A 16,099-nucleotide genomic window follows, 5' to 3' on the forward strand; every position below is an offset into this window, starting at 1 on the left:
AATACGGATTCAGTCAGCGGGAGAATACATTCTTCAACTGCACCAGGAATGTCACCACCCACGCGCCCGCATACATGCCGGCAAGACCAAGTGCCGTTCTGCGATCAATCAAAGACAGGTTGGTCCACCACCATATCCGGTAGAGCCATAGTCCTGCCGTGCCTATACCAAGCAAGCAGACCAGCATCTTGAGAAAGGACGAGTTCGCGACACCTAAAGCGCCAAACAAAAGCGTTGCCGGAACGAGAAACATGGTGCAGGCGGATATCAAAGTCTCGTTCATGGCTCCCCAAGACATCTACGAATCGCAGGCTACATCTGCAGTTTGCAGCAACCTTTACCCTTCTGGAAGGCATGCTGGGCGACTGATATCTGGCTTGCGCTGCTCACGTTCGACGGCCGCGTTGCAGCGCCGCGTTGAACTTATCCTTTGTAACGGCTAAGGCATCCGTCCAAATCTTTGGGGAAGAAAACATGGCGGATACCGCACAGCCAACGGCGGTCGCGCTTGGCGATGCGACAGTGGCGTTCCGTGTCGCCGGCGACCGTGTCTATACAGCCGTGGAGCAGGCCAGCCTGTCCGTCGCCGATGGCGAGTTCGTCGCCATCGTCGGGCCGACGGGTTGCGGAAAATCGACGCTGCTCAATGTCGCGGCAGGGCTCCTGAAGCCGGCGGCGGGATCGGTAAAAATCTTCGACCAGCCGCTGACCGGGTTGAATCGCGATGCCGGCTATCTCTTCCAGGCCGATGCGCTGTTTCCCTGGAAGACCGCACTCGACAACGTCGCCATCGGGCTTGAGATCAAGGGCGCGCCGCGCGAGCAGGCGTTGCAGCGCGCGCAAGGCTGGCTCACATCGGTCGGCCTCGGCGCCTTCGGTAACCGCTATCCGCACATGCTGTCCGGCGGCCAGCGCAAGCGCGTCGGCCTCGCGCAGGTTTTGATCCGCGATCCCAAGATACTCTTGATGGATGAGCCGTTCGGTCCGCTCGACGCCCAGACAAGGCAGATCATGGGTAATCTGCTGCTCGAATTATGGAACGCCGACCGCAAGGCGGTGCTGTTTGTGACCCATGATCTCGAAGAGGCGATCGCGCTGGCCGATCGCGTCGTGATCATGTCGGCAGGGCCAAGCGCGCGCATCATCGGCGACTGGCGGGTAAAACTGCCGCGGCCGCGCGATATTTCGGAAGTCCGCATGGAGAAGGACTTTCACGAACTGCACCGGGAGATATGGAGCGTGTTGAAGGACGAAGTGATGAAGGGCTACGTACAATCCACGCGAAGTGCGGAGGCAGGGTGATGTCCCGCTCGACGCTGCTCCTGTTGCAATTGCTGGTCGCCGTCGTAGCCCTGGCGGTGTGGCAGTTCCTGACTACCGTGCCGGTGTTCGGAAAAATCCTGCTGCCGCCGTTTTTCTTTTCCAACCCGATTGATGTCGGCAGCCAGATCATCAAATGGTTTTCGTCAGGCGTGATCTGGAAGCACCTGATCATCACGCTGTGGGAATCGATTCTCGCCTTCGTGATCGGCTCAATCAGTGGCGTGCTGGTCGGCTTCTGGTTCGCGCGACAGCCGCGCGTCGCTGCGGTGTTCGATCCCTATGTGAAGATGATCAACGCGCTGCCGCGCGTGGTGCTGGCGCCGATCTTCACGCTGTGGCTGGGGCTCGGCATCTGGTCCAAGGTGGCGCTCGGCGTTACGCTGGTGTTCTTTATCGTGTTCTTCAACGTTTATCAGGGCGTCAAGGAAGTCTCGAACACCGTGCTCGACAATGGCCGCATGCTCGGCATGAACGAGCGGCAGTTGATGCGGCACGTCTACTGGCCCTCGGCGCTGTCGTGGATGTTCTCCTCGCTGCACACGTCGGTGGGTTTTGCGGTGGTCGGCGCCGTGGTCGGCGAATATCTGGGCTCGGCCGCCGGTCTCGGCTACCTGATCCAGCAAGCCGAAGGCGTGTTCGACGTCGCCGGCGTCTTCGCCGGCATGTTCGTGCTGTCGGCTTTCGTCATATTGATCGACATGGGCGTGACGCTGGTCGAACGGCGGCTTCTGGTATGGCGGCCAGCGGCGGCGGAGGGCAGGGGGTAAGCATTCCGGCCTCTCCACCGTCATTGCGAAGAGCATAGCGACGAAGCAATCCATGGCTCCGCGTGTGGCGGCATGGATTGCTTCGCGGAGCCTGTCATCGGGCGCGCATTCGCGCGACCCGTTGGCTCGCAATGACGGAGATGGTTCGGAAGTGCGTCTTCTCAAGCCCCAGCCGCTGCTCTATCTTGCCGCCAACGAATGGAGGAACTCATGAAGAAACTGTTCGGCCGGCTGGCCGCTACGCTGCTGGCACTGACCCTGACCTCGGGATTTGCCGCAGCGCAAAGCAAGGTCACCATCGCCATCGGCGGCGGCGCCTGCCTGTGCTATCTGCCGACCGTGCTCGCCAAACAGCTCGGCGAATATGAAAAGGCGGGCGTGGCGGTCGAGCTGGTCGACCTCAAGGGCGGCTCGGACGCGCTGAAAGCCGTGCTCGGCGGCAGCGCCGACGTGGTCTCGGGCTATTTCGACCATTGCGTCAACCTGGCCGCCAAGAAGCAGGAGCTGCAGTCCTTCGTGATCTACGACCGCTATCCCGGCCTGGTGCTGGTCGTGTCGCCCGCGCACACCAGCGAGATCAAATCGATCAAGGATCTGGCCGGCAAGAAGGTCGGCGTCAGCGCGCCGGGCTCCTCGACCGACTTCTTCTTAAAATATCTGTTGAAGAAGAACGGCCTCGATCCGACCAGCGCGGCGGTGATCGGCGTCGGCTTAGGGGCCACCGCGGTGGCGGCGATGCAGCAGGGCCAGATCGACGCAGCCGTGATGCTCGACCCCTCCGTCACCGTTTTGCAGGGCAGCCATCCGGATTTGAAGATACTGGCCGACACCCGCACGCAAAAGGACACGCTGGCCGTGTTCGGCGGCGAGTATCCGGGCGGTGCGCTCTACACCACGGCGGCCTGGATCAACTCGCACGAGAAGGAAGTGCAGGCGCTGACCAACGCGATCGTCAACACGCTCAACTGGATCCATTCGCATTCGCCGGAAGAGATCATGGCGAAGATGCCGGAGGGAATGGTCGGCAAGGACAAGGCGCTCTATCTCGCCGCGCTGAAGAACACGATCCCGATGTACTCGCAAACCGGTTTGATGGACCCGAAGGGCGCCGACGCAGTGCTCGCCGTCTTCAGCGAAGGCTCGCCCGAGGTGGCGAAAGCCAATATCGACGTGACCAAGACGTATACCAACAAATATGTCGAGCAGGCCAAGAAGACCACGGGCGCCAATCCGAAGTGAGGGGATAGGATCGACGTGAAATCGGGCGATGTGAAGCTATGAGTGGCACGAGGCCTCCGGCCATTCATCGCGTCAGCACGCTCGATCTTGTGGTCGAAACGTGGGCGTGGCCGTTTGCGGAAGCGCGGCGCGCGGACATCGATGCGCATTTTTCCGAGAAGCAGCGCGAAAGGCCTACACTGTGGAACGGCCGCGTTCTGCTCGGGCGCAACCCGGTGTTTTCCGGCGACCGTTTGAGCGCCAGCTATTTCGAAACCGACTTCGCCAGTTTTCTGGCCTGGCGCGACTGGGGCTTTCCCGACGCGAGCGTGTTCAACGGTTTCGGCATGGGCGCGCTACTCTGCGCCGACGGCGCCCTTGTGCTCGGCGAGATGGGTCCGCACACGGCGAATGCCGGGCGCATCTATTTTCCGTCAGGCACGCCGGACCTCGACGATATCAGGGACGGGACGGTCGATATCTCCGGCAGCGTCACGCGCGAGCTAGAGGAAGAGACCGGCCTTGCCCCCGGCGAATACGACAGCGAGCCGCATTGGCATTGCTTCCACACCGGGCCTGCGCTCGCGATGATCCGCGTTCTGCGCGTCGATATGCCGGGCGACGCGCTGCGCGAGCGGATCGAGCGCAATCTTGCCTCGCAGCGTCAGCCGGAACTGTCGGCCATTCACGTCGTGCGCAGCGCGCGCGATCTGAATTCGGCAATGCCGCGTTTTGTCACGGCGTTCATCGAGGCGCAGCTCGCTTCCCGGCCGTGACGCGCGCAATGCGCTTGACATCTGGTCGCGCTACCAATGTGATAGGCGCCAACCAAGAACAAGAAAATGCAGTGCACAAAAAATAATCCAGGGAGGATTCCATGCCGGGGCGCAAAACTGCACGCCTTCTCGTCGGGCTGTCTGCCGCAATCGCGGTGCTGGGGATGGCGGTTTCCGCCGAGGCTCAGGAAAAGAAAATCAAGATCGGCGTCATCTACGATCTGACTGGCCCGCTCGCCGGCGGCGGTTCGGAGCTGCAATATATCGGCGCCAAGATCATGCTCGACCAGTACGTCAAGACCGGCGTCGAGGGTTACAAGGTCGAAGCGGTTTATGCCGACGCCCAGAGCAAGCCCGACGTCGCCATCAACGAGGCAGTGCGGCTGATCGAGCAGGAAAAGGTCGACATGCTGCTCGGCTTCTACTCGTCGGCGCAATGCGTGCCGGTGGCCGGGCGCGTCGAGCAGCTCAAGAAGTTCATGTGGATCACCACCTGCATTTCTTCCGCCGTGCTCGACAACAAGAACTTCAAATACGTATTCCGGCCGCAAGCCTCCGGCGACCAGTTCGGCCTGATGACGATGGATTTCATCGCGCAGAATTCCAAGGCCAAGCTCGGCAAGGAGCCGAAGGATCTGCGCGTTGCCATCATCCACGAGGACGGCGCCTACGGCGTCGACGTCTCCAAGGGCAACGAGGCCGGCGCCAAGAAGGCCGGCTTCAACATCGTGTTGAAGGAAGGCTATTCTGCCACGGCGCCGGATCTTTCTTCGTTGGTGACGAAACTGAAGCGCGCCCGGCCCGACGTGGTCTTCCACACCGGCTACAACCCCGACATCACCTTGTTCGGCCGCCAGGCGCGCGAGCAGGGCCTGAAATTCGCTGCTCTGGTCGGCCACGGCGCAGGCTATGGCGTCTACGAAAAGCTGAAGGAAGGTCTGGGCTCCGACGTCAACTACGTCTTCAACACCGATCCGATCTCGATCTGGCTCGCCAACCAGAAATCGATGGATCCGAAGCTGCCGCCGGTCATCAAGATGGTCGGCGAGGAGTTCGACAAGGCCAAGCCGGGTGTCGCGATTCGCTCCGCGCATGTCGGCATGGCGGCGTCCAACACCTATCTGTTCCTGACCGAGGTGTTGCCGCGCGCCATCAAGAAATATGGCGGGGTCGATCCCGATGCGTTGCGCAAGGCCGCGCTCGAGACCGATATTCCCGAAGGCGGCACCATGCTGGGCTTCGGCGTCAAGTTCCACGGCGAGGGCGCCCAGATGGCCGGCCAGAACGAACGCTCGTTCCCCGTTGTTATCCAGTATGTTGACGATAAGTCGTATGTGGTGTGGCCGAAGAGCCAGGCGCAGCGCGAGGCCGTGCTGCCGCTACCGAAGGGAACCACGTTCAGCAACCAGTAAGAGCCGGGCAAACGGCTAAGCGGAGGTTCTGGAGTGCTGACGGTAGACGGATTGGTGAAACGCTTCGGCGGCTTCACCGCTGTTAACAACGTGTCGTTCCGGGTCGAGCAGGGCGAGATTCTCGGCCTGATCGGGCCGAACGGCTCCGGCAAGAGCACGATCTTCAACATGCTGTCGGGCACGCTGATCCCGACGGCAGGATCGATTGTGTTCAACGGAACGGAGATCGCGGGCAAGGCGCCGCACCGCATCATCAACGGCGGCATTGGCCGCACCTTCCAGATCCCACGGCCGTTTCACCGGCTCACGATATTCGAGAATGTGGCGCTCGCAGGCTATTACGGTCAGGGCAGCCACAGCCGCGCCCGCGCGGACGAGGCCGCCGAACGCGCGCTGGCCATGGTCGGCCTGCCGACCAACCGCCACGCCGGCGTCGATGGCTTGGGTGCCGCCGGCCTGAAAAAACTCGAACTCGCCAAGGCGCTCGCCACCGGGCCGAAACTTCTGCTCGCCGACGAAAGCCTCGGCGGGCTCGACGAGCACGAGATGGATCAGGCCGCCGACATGCTGCGCAAGATCCGCGACGAGCTCGGCATCACCATCATCTGGGTCGAGCATATCATGGGCGTGTTGATGCGGGTGGTCGACCGCGTGATGGTGCTCGATCACGGCGAGAAGATTTCGGAAGGCCTGCCGAGCGCGGTGGCGAGCGATCCAAGGGTGATCGAGGTCTATCTCGGGACGGATGCGGATTCGAGCCAGGCTGCGGCGGCGGAAGCGCGCCGGCGGGCAGGGGTGTAAGTATGCTCGAACTCAGATCGCTCGACGCGGGTTACGGCAGCTTCCAGGCATTGTTCGGCATCAATCTCGAGGTCAGGGCGGGCGAGGCTGTCGGCGTGATCGGCCCGAACGGCGCCGGCAAGACCACGCTGATGCGCGTGATCTCGGGCTTGATCCGCCCCACGGAAGGTTCGATCACGATGGAAGGCCGCGACGTCGTCGCGACGCCGGCGCATCGAATCGTCGATCTCGGCATTGCCCACGTGCCGGAGAACCGCCGGCTGTTTCCGCGGCTCACCGTCGACGACAATCTGAAGATGGGCGCCTACATGCCCGGCGCGCGCGCCAAATATGCCGAGCGGCTCGAATTCGTGTTCGATCTGTTCCCGCGCATGAAGGAACGGCGCAGCCAGATGGCCGGCACGATGTCGGGCGGCGAGCAGCAGATGTGCGCGATCGGCCGCGCGCTGATGTCGGATCCGAAATTGCTCCTGCTCGACGAGCCTTCGGCGGGGCTCGCGCCGGTGGTGGTGCAGCAGGTGTTCGAGCTGGTGAAGCGAATTCGCTCTGGCGGGCTGACGGTTCTGATCGTCGAGCAGAACGTACAGCAGGTGCTGAAGGTGGTCGATCGCGCGTACCTGCTGGAGGCCGGCACCATCCGAGCGTCCGGCACGTCGGAAGAGATGATGAAGACCGATACGATCAAGCAGGCATATTTGGGCGTTTAGGGCAAAGTGAGCATGCAGGCATTCCTCGAGACCTTCGACATCTACCTGCTGGAAGCCGTGGTCAACGGCATCCTGCTCGGCGGCGTGCTGGCGCTCTTGGCGCTCGGGCTCAATCTGATCTTCGGCGTCATCGACGTCACCTGGATCTGCTACGCCGAGCTGGTCATGATCGGGATGTACGGCATGTACTACATGGTCCAGGTGTTCGGCCTGCCGTATTGGGTCGCAGCGCCGATCGCGATCCTGCTGGTCGCAGCCCTTGGCGCGCTCCTGCATTACATCGTCATCGCGCCGCTGCTTACCGCGCCGCCGATCAACCAGTTGCTCGCGACCGGCGGCGTGCTGTTCATCCTGCAGAGCTTCGCCACGGTCGCGTTCGGCATCGACTTCCGCAACCTCGGCATTCGCCTGCCGGTGCTGGCGATCGGCGACATGCATTTCAGCTATTCGCGGCTGCTCGCCTTCGTCGCCGCCTTGCTCGGCATGCTGGCGATCTACTTCTTCATGAAGCGCACCTATACCGGCACGGCGATCCGCGCCGTTGCGCAGGACCGCCAGATCATGTCGCTGATGGGGGTCGATACCAAGCGTATCTATCTCATCACCTCGGCGATCGGCGGCGCGCTCGCCGGCCTCGCCGCCTGCCTGCTGGTGCTGCAGTATGACGTGCATCCGTTCGTCGGGCTGTCGTTTGGGCCGATCACGTTCTTGATCTGCGTGCTCGGCGGGCTCGGCAATTTCGTCGGCGGTTTCATTGCGGCGTTCGTGTTCGCCCAGATCATTTCGCTGGGCGGCCTGTACTCCGACCTCGAATGGGGTTACGTGCTGGCCTTTGCCTTCTTCATCGTCATGATGTTCATCCGGCCCGCGGGCCTTTTGGCGAGGCGCTCGTGAATTCCCGCTACACCGCCTGGGCCGTTGGACTAGCTGCGCTGATCGCGCTGCCCTTCGTCTATCGTGAGCCTTATCACCTGCACATCCTGGTGCTGATCCTGATCTGGTCGTTCGCCTACACTTCGTGGTCGATCATGGGCCGCTTCGGGTTGGTTTCGCTCGGCCATGGCGGCTTCATGGGCGTCGGCGCCTATGTCACGGCGCTGTTGTGGAACCACCTCGACATCACGCCCTGGATCGGCATTCCGCTCAGCATGGTGGCGGCGGGCTTGCTGGCGCTGGTGGTCGCCTATCCCTGCTTCCGCTTCCGCATCACCGGGCACTATTTCGTGCTGGTGACGCTGGCGCTGTCCGGCATCGTGCTGCAGGTCATCACCGCGACGCGTGATTACACCGGCGGTTCGCTCGGCTACACGCCGAACCGCGCGCCCAGCGGCCGGGGGCTGCTGGCGCTGCAGTTCGACGACAAGACGACGTGGTATCTGATCGCGCTCGGCGTCTGGGTGGTGGGCCTTCTGATCTGGCGCTGGGTCGACCGCAGCATGAGCCGCTACGCCATGGAGGCGATCTCGGAGGACGAGGACGCGGCGGCTGCGGCCGGTGTCAACGTGACAGCCGAAAAGCTCAAGATCACGCTGATCTCTGCCTTGATGACCGCGCTCGCCGGCGCGCTGTACTGCCAGTACCAGATGTTCATCTCGCCGGACACGGTCAGCGGCATTGCGGTGTCGCTGCAGATGGTGTTCGCCGTCATCGTCGGCGGGCTCTATGTCTCGCTCGGGCCGACGATCGGCGCCATCATCACCATCCTGCTCGCGGAAGGGCTGCGGATCGGCTTCGGTACCAAGGCGGTCGGCTGGGACAACCTGGTCTACGGCGTTTTGCTGGTGGTCTTCATCATCTTCCTGCCCAAGGGCATTCTGGGTAGCGTCCTCGACAAACTGAAGGCGCAACCGAAAAAGCCCAAGACCACATGAGCAAGAAGCCGCAGCCATCGCTGGCAGATGAACTAAAACCCTATGTCGCCCCGTTCCGCTACGACAGCTCGGGCGAATTTCACCTCAAGTCGCACAAGACCAATGAGAAGGGCGGTCTCGACAAGGAGGGGGCGACCAGGATCATCGAGGCCAATCGTAAGCGACTGAACGATTTCCAGGAAAAACTCTACGCCCAGGACCGCTGGTCGCTGCTGCTGATCTTCCAGGGTATGGATGCCGCCGGCAAGGACAGTGCGATCAAGAGCGTGTTCGAGGGCGTCAACCCGCAGGGCTGCGAGGTCACTTCGTTCAAGCAGCCGTCGACCAAGGAACTCGACCACGATTTCCTCTGGCGCAGCATGATCGCGCTGCCGGAGCGCGGCCGGATCGGTATCTTCAATCGCTCTTATTATGAAGAATGCCTGGTGGTGCGGGTGCACCAGGAAATTCTCGGCAGGCAGAAGTTGCCGCCGCAACTCGTCACCAAAAACATCTGGAAGGAGCGCTTCGAAGACATCTCTTCGATGGAGCGCTACCTGGCGCGCAACGGCACCGTGATCCTGAAGTTTTTCCTGAATGTATCGAAGGAAGAACAGCGCGAACGCTTCCTCGAACGGCTGGAAGAGCCCGCCAAGAACTGGAAGTTTTCGACGGCCGATATCGGCGAGCGCGCGCTGTGGGCGAAATACCAGGCCGCCTACCAGGATATGATCCGCCACACCGCCTCGCAGGCGGCGCCCTGGATCGTCGTCCCCGCCGACCACAAATGGTTCGCCCGCGTGGTGATCGGCTCGACGATCGTTAGCGCGCTCGACAGACTCGATCTGCATTTTCCAAAGGTCGACAATGCCGACCGCAGCGAATTCGCCAAAGTGCGCGAGGCGCTGCTGAATGAGGGGAACGCGAAGTAGGGTGGGCAAAGGCGCACTTGCGCCGTGCCCACCAATGGTGCCGAGTGAGGTGAGCACGCTGGTCAGGCTCCCTCCCCCCTTGCGGGGGAGGGTTGGGGAGAGGGGTAAGCCCCGGGCGAGATGGTCGATGAGCACATCGGTTTTTCAATTTCGGTCGCTCGTTGTGGCATTCACACTGGGAGAGCACGTCGTGTGGCACCCCTCTCCCTAACCTCCCCCGCAAGGGGGGAGGGAACCCTGCCGCCGGTGCGTCCCTCACTCACGAGATGCGATGGTTTCGCTAGGCTCTGTGTCCTTCCCGCCACCGGGTCTCGCCTTGCGCCCCCGATGGCAGGCTCCGGCGAATCCAGCGCGCTGCGGCCGGCTCGAATGCGGGTGAGGTAGTATCAGCCAAGTGCGGACAGATTGCGTAGCGCCCGCAGTTCCTTTGCAGCCGCTTGCATGAGCGGCCTTGCCTGCTCATCCTCGCGGCCAACGATGATGCCGGAAACATAGGCGCGGGCGCGCCGGTCTTGTGGTGGCGCCTTGAGCGCGGCTTCTGCCGCCATCTTTCGGTCCGCAATGAAGTCGTTGAGCGAGCCCAGAGCATCCTGGATCTTCTTCGTGTGTTTCGATAGACGCGCGAGCGCCTTTCGATCGCGCTTGCTGCGGAAAAGGCTTTCGAAGAACTCGGCCGCATATCTCAGCTTCTTCATCCTGATCCGGAATTTGTGCCGCTCGGGTGCCGTCATCTTCTGCAATCTTCCCGCGTCCTTGTGTGCCCTTCTCAGCCGCCGATTCAGCAGCTCTGCGGCGAACTGGCCAAGTTTGCTGTTGGCGACGTCCGTCTGGCCGGGCTGCGCCTCGATCCACTCGAGCACATCGACGAGCAGCGCGCGGCATCGCGGCAAATCGACAGCCCTTCTGGCCTGCGCGAGCGCCTCAGCGCGTTTCTCGGCAAAGTGCTTCGCGATGGCTTTGCCGCCCCGTTGCGGCGTGATTTCGCGGGCGACGGGACCAATCTTCTCCTCCAGGAAGACATCGAGTTCGCGCGCGCGAGCAAGTTCGTTTGTCAGCCACCTGAGCTCTGTCTTGATCTCCTCGGTTTTCGTCTGCGGCAATGCGTTCGAAAACAGCGAGATGGCCGCACGCAGGCGGCGCAAGCCCACGCGCATCTGATGCACGCCTTCCGGATCAAGCTTGCGGACGGCGTCGACATTTCCGGAAAAATGGCGAAGCGCGGAGCGGGCGATGACCTTAAAGCCCTCGATGACGGTCATTCGCTTCCCAAGTTCGATTGGCTCGGCAAAAACAGCTTGAGCGCGCTTGCCGTCGACGAGATCGTAGCCCTCGTCAGCCTTCGCCCTCAAACAAAGCTCAGCCGCAAGCTTTCGCTCCAGCGCCTTCGCGACGCGAAACAGATCGCTTGGTGGACCGCTTTTCAGTTCAAGTTCAACCTCCTCGATGCGGCTTGTGTGGCCGGCCGCGACAAGCCTGCCGCGATCGATGGCAAGTTCCAGTTCGCTTCGTTTGGTGTGGACCGGCATGGTGATGCGATGCACCGAGGTCTCGAAGATCGGCTTCAACTTGCGGCGCAGCTTCTTCGAGGCAAACCGCTGAAGCGGCGTGCCGTTCACCTCGGCGAGATCGGGGGTACGGCCTGCTATTTCGGTTTCCCACTCGCCACGGCCGAACTGCGCTCCGGACGTCTGCTTGATTGTTTGTATGTGCTTGCCGTCCGCCTGCCTGACTCGGAGCAGAAGTCCGCGCCGCTTCAGCTTGTGTTTTCGCGTGTCGAAATAGGTCGACAGCAGATCGTTCTCCGAGCGCTTGCCGATTTTGCAGCCGGGCACCGTCAATCTGGGATTGGATCCGAGATTGCGCTTAGGCATATGGAACTTGATTTCGGTCTCAACGCCCATCGGCTGATCACGCTGAGCTATGGGCTGGTAACGCCGAAGGGTGTTTTCTGCTCCCGGGTCGTTCTGCCGACTTTCCTCGGCCGTTAGGTCACCCTTTCTGACCCTCTTTTGGCATTGCGGCGGGCGGCAATTCTCGTCTAGAACAGCCCGGAACGCCGTCCCGGCAACGAACCGTCAATGGTTTTGGCCGAGACTTGAGCGTCCTTAAGGGTCTGGCAATGCTGATTCGCAGCGAAAGGTACGGAGTTCGGGGTGGAGCGGCCAAGGCTGCCCCTGCGATTCCGGCTGCGTCCGCGCCCACCCTGCTTCTTGGCGGGCTTCTGCTTCTTATCGGCCCCTGAGGGCCGTCTGGGCGTTTGCGCCTGGGCACTCAGGGGTTTTGAGCGAGATCACCAGACCCTTCAGCGTCCATGAGAGATGGCGCTACGACCCCAAAAGGAATTCAGCATATGACATCAGCGAATAAGTCCGAGAAGGACCGCGTCGTTATTTTCGACACCACCTTGCGCGATGGCGAGCAGTGCCCGGGCGCGACCATGACGTTCGAGGAAAAGCTCGAGGTCGCCGAAATGCTCGACGACATGGGTGTCGACGTCATCGAGGCGGGTTTCCCGATCACGTCGGAAGGTGATTTTCAGGCGGTTAGCGAGATTGCCCGCCGCTCCAAGAACGCCGTGATCGCAGGCCTGTCGCGCGCGCATCCCAAGGACATCGACCGCTGCGCCGAAGCGGTGAAGTTCGCAAAGCGCGGCCGCGTCCACACCGTGATCGCGACCTCGCCGCTGCATATGCGCGTCAAGCTGAACATGACACCGGAGCAGGTGATCGAAACCTCGATCGCCAACGTCACCCGCGCCCGCAACCATATCGACGACGTCGAATGGTCGGCCGAGGACGGCACTCGCAGCGAGATGGATTTCCTCTGCCGCATCGTGGAGGCCGTCATCAAGGCCGGCGCCACCACGGTGAACATTCCCGATACCGTCGGCTACACCGTGCCGGAGGAATACACCCACTTCATGAAGACGCTGATCGAGCGGGTGCCGAACTCCGACAAGGCGATTTTCTCCGTCCACTGCCATAACGATCTCGGCATGGCGGTGGCGAACTCGCTGGCCGGCATCGCCGGCGGCGCGCGCCAGGTCGAATGCACCGTCAACGGCATCGGCGAACGGGCGGGCAACGCTGCGCTCGAAGAGATCGTGATGGCGATCAACGTGCGCAACGACAAGTTTCCGTGGTGGAATAAGATCGACACCACGCAGTTGACGCGCGCCTCGAAGCTGGTATCGGCGGCGACCTCGTTCCCGGTGCAGTACAACAAGGCGATCGTCGGCCGTAACGCGTTCGCGCACGAAAGCGGCATCCACCAGGACGGCGTGCTGAAGGACGCCTCTACCTACGAGATCATGCGGCCCGAGATGGTCGGCCTGAAGCAGTCGTCGCTGGTGCTGGGCAAGCATTCCGGGCGTCATGCGTTCATCCACAAGCTGGAAGAGATGGGCTACAAGCTCGGCCCGAACCAGCTCGAAGATGCCTTTGCGCGGATGAAGGCGCTGGCCGACCGCAAGAAGGACATCTACGACGAGGACATCGAGGCGCTGGTCGACGAGGAAATGGCGGCCTCGCACGATCGCATCAAGCTCACCTCGCTGACGGTGATCGCCGGCACCCACGGCCCGCAGCGCGCCACCATGAAGCTCGACGTCGAAGGCCAGACCAGGATCGAGGAAGCCGAAGGCAACGGCCCGGTCGATGCCGTCTTCAATTGCATCAAGCGGCTGGTGCCGCATGAAGCGAAACTGGAGCTGTATCAGGTTCACGCCGTGACCGAAGGCACCGACGCGCAGGCCGAAGTGACGGTGCGTCTCTCCCATGAGGGGCGCTCGATGAGCGCCCGTGCAGCGGATCCGGATACGCTGGTCGCCTCGGCAAAGGCCTATCTCGGCGCGCTCAACAAGATCGTCATGAAGCGCCAGCGCGACATGCCGGCAGCGGCGGTGGCAGGCTGAGGCCACGCCGGTGGTGGGGTGGGCAAAGGCGCTCTTCGCGCCGTGCCCACCATCCATCATCGAGCGCGCTTCCTGATGGTGGGCACGCTTTCGCTTTGCCCACCCTACGAAACTTCCAAGCAAAACGCGGCTCGTTGGTGTCGCGTTTTTTTTGGCGTCTACAAGGCGCACAAGCGCCGACCATTGCCCGCGGGAACCCCGCCCGGTGAATGACGGGCATACGAACCGGCCGCGGCTGCCTGGAACCTCCCAGCCTTGGGCCCTGCGAAATATATGCCGCTACGGGTGCAGGCGCGTAACATTTGCGGCCTCCAAACCGTAACTCATCCCGATCAACCAGGAGAATACCATGCTGACCCGCCGATCCGTTCTTGGAGCCGTGCTCGCCGCCGGAACACTCGCCGCTTCGCCGGCGTTCGCCGATAACGCGCATGCCTTCGATGCCAAGGCGTTCGCCGCCGCCCAGAAGGCCGGCAAGCCAATTCTGATCGCGGTTCATGCGCCGTGGTGCCCGACTTGCAAAGCGCAGGCCCCGATCCTGAGTGATCTGAGGAACGATCCAAGGTTTAAGGATCTCGTCTATTTCGTGATCGATTTCGATAGCCAGAAGGACCTGCTCAATCGGTTCGGCGTCCGTGCGCAATCGACGCTGATTGCCTTCAAGGGCGACAAGGAAGCGGCCCGCTCGGTCGGCGATACCAAGCGGGACTCGATCTTCGCCATGGTCGGAAAAGCCGTCTGACTTCGTCGTCGAGCGTGCCGGCAAAGGTGACCTGGAAATGGGGAAGCTGCGATGACGATCGGCAGTGCGGTTCTGGCGTTTCTCGCAGGAATCCTTTCGATCCTTTCACCTTGCGTGCTCCCGATACTTCCAATCGTGCTGGCTTCCGCGGCATCGAGCCATCGTCAGGGACCTTTGGCGCTTGCTGCCGGGTTGTGCCTCTCGTTTGCCGGCATCGGATTATTTCTGGCGACGGCCGGTCACTCGATCGGATTGGATGCCGACCGGCTACGCTACGTCGCGGCGATGCTGATCATGCTTGTCGGCATCGTGCTTGTTGCTCCGCGGCTACAGGCGCAGATCGCGGTTGCAGCGGGCCCGATCGGAAATTGGGCCGACAGCAGGCTGGCAACGAGCCGCGCAAGCGGTGTAGCCGGACAGTTTTGGATCGGGGTCCTGCTGGGCGCCGTATGGAGCCCTTGCGTAGGGCCGACGCTTGGCGCAGCGTCGTTGCTGGCCGCCCAGGGCAAGGATCTTGGTCAGGTGGCACTGACAATGCTCGCGTTTGGCATCGGCGCGGCGTTGCCATTGCTGGGGTTGGGATGGCTTTCCCGGGAAACGATGGCGCGCTGGCGCGGCCGATTGCTGGCCGCGGGTAGCGGAATGAAATCTGCGCTCGGTCTTTTGCTGCTCGTCGCAGGCATGCTCGTCATCTCGGGAGCGGACAAGGCGCTCGAAGCATTCCTGGTCGATGTTTCGCCGGAATGGCTGACTAATTTGACCACGCGGTTCTAGACCTGTCGGCGAGTTGCATACAAAGGGTGGTGCCGGTTACCTGAAATTGGAAACCCAGTTAGGAGAAGTCCGATGAGACTCATTGTCGCTTTCTTGACACTCCTGTTTGTAACACCCGCTTTCGCGGATGACGGTATCATTACGAAGTCGAGCAACTATTCGGTGAAGGATACGATTTCGCGGTTTGAGGCGGCCGTCAAATCAAGGGAGGGCGCAGGTTTCATTGTGTTCACCGAGATCGACCACGCCGCTGCGGGAAAGAAGTTCGGCATCGATATGCGCCCGCGCACGGTACTCATCTTCGGCAATCCGAAACTCGGCACGCCGGTAATGGCGAAGACGCCATTGCTGGCGATCGACAATCCTCCGAAGGCGCTTGTTTGGGAGGATGACCAGGGCAAGGTATGGCTGTCTTATAATTCAGCCGACTATCTGTATAAAAGTAATAAGACAATCTATCCGCGGCATGGACTGGAGACCCCACCCAACTACGCGGCGTTTGCGAAGGTTTTGAACGACATCACGGACGAGGCGACGAAATAGAAGGTCCTGCGATCTGCAAAACGCTTTGCGTCCTACGCAAGCGGAATGTCAATTACACGTCTGCGACCAATTGGCACGACGGCAAATCACTTCTGATTTTCAGAAATCGTGTCAAGCCCGGGAATCAAAAATATTTCGCTTAACGCGAGAGGCAAATCAGTCGCATAACTCCGCCCGTCTCACCCGATGGAGGGGCGGCTCGCGATCGTCACGAACGTGCGGTGAGGTGCGATGGACGCGGAAGGCGCGCTGGACGTGCGCGCAGGAAGCGGCGAAGTCTGTGGTTCGGGCGCCGCGGTGCTGGCGTTAAGTCTGCGGGAATTATCCCGTCGGCGACGGAG

The 16,099-nt window shown here is 61.7% G+C and carries 15 protein-coding genes and 1 pseudogene; 14 read left to right on the forward strand and 2 right to left on the reverse strand.

The genetic code is table 11. The annotated features are described in order from the left end of the window. Positions 1-13: 13 nt before the first annotated feature. Positions 14-283, reverse strand: a complete 270-nt coding sequence (locus tag V1273_RS09390) for a hypothetical protein (protein WP_334383382.1) — start codon at positions 281-283, stop codon at positions 14-16. A 191-nt stretch (positions 284-474) separates the two neighbouring features. Here V1273_RS09390 and V1273_RS09395 point away from each other — a divergent pair, with 191 nt between their 5' ends. From V1273_RS09395 to V1273_RS09440, 10 genes and pseudogenes are all read left to right on the forward strand, one after another. Continuing rightward, complete coding sequence (locus V1273_RS09395; RefSeq protein ID WP_334409380.1) at positions 475-1,302, forward strand: ABC transporter ATP-binding protein; 828 nt, start codon at positions 475-477, stop codon at positions 1,300-1,302. After that, entirely contained in the window at positions 1,302-2,090 is a 789-nt protein-coding gene (locus V1273_RS09400) for an ABC transporter permease (RefSeq protein WP_334367510.1), read from the forward strand. The genes V1273_RS09395 and V1273_RS09400 overlap by 1 nt, the downstream gene beginning before the upstream one ends. 210 nt (positions 2,091-2,300) lie before the next feature. Beyond that, entirely contained in the window at positions 2,301-3,329 is a 1,029-nt protein-coding gene (locus V1273_RS09405; RefSeq protein ID WP_334409381.1) for an ABC transporter substrate-binding protein, read from the forward strand. Between the two features lie 38 nt (positions 3,330-3,367). Continuing rightward, positions 3,368-4,084: an NUDIX hydrolase gene (locus V1273_RS09410; protein WP_334367512.1), complete on the forward strand. Its 717-nt coding sequence runs from the start codon at positions 3,368-3,370 to the stop codon at positions 4,082-4,084. A gap of 101 nt (positions 4,085-4,185) precedes the next feature. Continuing rightward, a complete protein-coding gene (locus V1273_RS09415; protein WP_334367513.1) occupies positions 4,186-5,496 on the forward strand; it encodes an ABC transporter substrate-binding protein in 1,311 nt (436 codons plus the stop codon). A gap of 33 nt (positions 5,497-5,529) precedes the next feature. Continuing rightward, positions 5,530-6,297 (forward strand): ABC transporter ATP-binding protein, encoded by a 768-nt coding sequence (locus V1273_RS09420; RefSeq protein WP_334369808.1) that lies wholly within the window; start codon positions 5,530-5,532, stop codon positions 6,295-6,297. A gap of 2 nt (positions 6,298-6,299) precedes the next feature. Then, on the forward strand, positions 6,300-7,004 hold the full coding sequence (locus tag V1273_RS09425) for an ABC transporter ATP-binding protein (RefSeq protein WP_065749526.1): 705 nt from the start codon (positions 6,300-6,302) through the stop codon (positions 7,002-7,004). Between the two features lie 12 nt (positions 7,005-7,016). Then, on the forward strand, positions 7,017-7,898 hold the full coding sequence (locus V1273_RS09430; protein ID WP_334367515.1) for a branched-chain amino acid ABC transporter permease: 882 nt from the start codon (positions 7,017-7,019) through the stop codon (positions 7,896-7,898). Next, positions 7,895-8,906, forward strand: a pseudogene (locus tag V1273_RS09435) (branched-chain amino acid ABC transporter permease). Before V1273_RS09430 ends, V1273_RS09435 begins: the two are co-directional and overlap by 4 nt. After that, on the forward strand, positions 8,872-9,786 hold the full coding sequence (locus V1273_RS09440) for a polyphosphate kinase 2 family protein (RefSeq protein ID WP_334409382.1): 915 nt from the start codon (positions 8,872-8,874) through the stop codon (positions 9,784-9,786). The pseudogene V1273_RS09435 and the gene V1273_RS09440 overlap by 35 nt, the downstream one beginning before the upstream one ends. A 386-nt stretch (positions 9,787-10,172) precedes the next feature. On the opposite strand, the gene V1273_RS09445 is transcribed toward V1273_RS09440, so the two are convergent. Beyond that, positions 10,173-11,687 carry a CYTH and CHAD domain-containing protein gene (locus V1273_RS09445; protein ID WP_334409384.1) on the reverse strand — a complete coding sequence of 505 codons (1,515 nt, stop codon included), beginning with the start codon at positions 11,685-11,687 and terminating at the stop codon, positions 10,173-10,175. Positions 11,688-12,136: 449 nt separating this feature from the next. Between V1273_RS09445 and V1273_RS09450 the strand changes: the two genes are divergently transcribed. From V1273_RS09450 to V1273_RS09465, 4 genes are all read left to right on the forward strand, one after another. Then, the gene (locus tag V1273_RS09450; RefSeq protein WP_334383377.1) at positions 12,137-13,699 is read left to right on the forward strand and encodes a 2-isopropylmalate synthase; all 1,563 of its coding nucleotides are present in this window, start codon (positions 12,137-12,139) and stop codon (positions 13,697-13,699) included. Between the two features lie 349 nt (positions 13,700-14,048). Continuing rightward, positions 14,049-14,441, forward strand: a complete 393-nt coding sequence (locus V1273_RS09455) for a thioredoxin family protein (RefSeq protein ID WP_334383376.1) — start codon at positions 14,049-14,051, stop codon at positions 14,439-14,441. 51 nt (positions 14,442-14,492) lie between these two features. Beyond that, the gene (locus V1273_RS09460) at positions 14,493-15,215 is read left to right on the forward strand and encodes a cytochrome c biogenesis CcdA family protein (RefSeq protein WP_334367520.1); all 723 of its coding nucleotides are present in this window, start codon (positions 14,493-14,495) and stop codon (positions 15,213-15,215) included. Positions 15,216-15,287: 72 nt separating this feature from the next. Further along, complete coding sequence (locus V1273_RS09465) at positions 15,288-15,758, forward strand: DUF302 domain-containing protein (RefSeq protein WP_334409385.1); 471 nt, start codon at positions 15,288-15,290, stop codon at positions 15,756-15,758. Positions 15,759-16,099 lie beyond the last annotated feature (341 nt).

It is taken from the genome of Bradyrhizobium sp. AZCC 1721 (assembly GCF_036924715.1).
Classification (GTDB): Bacteria; Pseudomonadota; Alphaproteobacteria; order Rhizobiales; family Xanthobacteraceae; genus Bradyrhizobium.